General features: G+C 55.1%; 1 protein-coding gene. It reads right to left on the minus strand.

Annotation, left to right across the window (positions count from 1 at the left end; all coding sequences use genetic code 11):
* Window positions 1-24: 24 nt before the first annotated feature.
* Window positions 25-1085, minus strand: a protein-coding gene (locus IQ273_RS33300) for an ISKra4 family transposase (protein WP_194027339.1) whose coding sequence is annotated in 2 segments (ribosomal slippage) — window positions 25-929 and window positions 929-1085 — 1062 coding nt in all. Because the reading frame shifts where the segments join, the coding sequence is not laid out codon by codon here.
* Between the last annotated feature and the right edge of the window lie 97 nt (window positions 1086-1182).

Raw genomic sequence — 1182 nt, forward strand, 5'->3', positions numbered from 1 at the left:
GGGTGCATCCCAGTCTTGCAAGACTCATTTTGAGAAGTAGCCATTCAGATACGCACATCGCTGCCGGAGCACTTGTTGCACGTTATGTGCGTCCCAGTGAGCGCCTGAGATCTTGATTCGATGTCCAATTTGCTTGACCGTTGACTCAATGGCACCCGAGCCAATGGAGATGCCCTCGGCTTGGTAGTAGGCGTAGTTGACAATACGGTGTCGATGTCTGGACAGGTAAGCGATAAATCGGTCAACTCGCTCATGAGACCAGTCATCGAACTGCTTGACGGCTCCCTCAAGATCGCCTCGCCACAGACAGGTCTCCACGGCATCCAGCCGGTGTTGTGACCCGCCGACCTGAGCCAAATTTTCCATCAGGTGGTACCAGTCTAGAATCTCAAGTCGCTGCACTGGCGGTGCGACTTGGGCAAAGAGATTCCAAATCCCGTCGTGCCCATCGCCTAAGCACACCACCGGAGACGCCAATGGCTGCTGGTTGATCCACTCGACCAAGGCATCATTCGCTCTAAAGAAGGCCGCAACACAGCCTTGATGCAGGTTAACGGCCTTATAGTCGCGCCAATCACTCCGTTGACCTTTGGGCGTCCGCAGGCGCACTTTGCCCCCGTCAAGGCTCATCTCTTTAACGCCGCCATCTACCGACTCAGACGGGAACTCGTGACGATGCACGAGCCGCTGCTGAGTGCTCTTGGAAACCGATATCCCGGTTAGCACCGCAATATCATGAGCCGTATCTTCGTAGGACTCGTTAGCACTCAACAGCAAACAACACGTCTCTAACTGCGGACTCCACTGAGTTCGGGCTTTCAGACCTAGCCGTTGTCCTTGCTGTTCGCTAATGCTCAATTGGCCGATGATGCTGGTAACGCCTCGCTGGCGGCCTCGCGTTGTGCCGCTGCTTGTGCGGATAAAAAATGACCGAGTTCTGGGCCGACATGCTCGAGCAGATGCCCCCGCACGGCGGTCTCGATTCCGTCTAGGGTCTTGACGTCCTCGGGGTCAGTCTCCTCGTAGAGCAGTTCGGCTAACTCCTGCGTCAGGGCTTTGAGACGGGCTTCTTTGGAGGCATCCATGGCAGTGAAGTTCCTAGGTTGAACTGCTCAAAGCTTAACGTTCATGGGCCTGGCTAAGGCTAAGTATTATTGCTCATTACATAACTGGGATGCACCC

The sequence above is a fragment of the Nodosilinea sp. LEGE 07298 genome, assembly GCF_015207265.1.
Taxonomy (GTDB): Bacteria; Cyanobacteriota; Cyanobacteriia; order Phormidesmidales; family Phormidesmidaceae; genus Nodosilinea.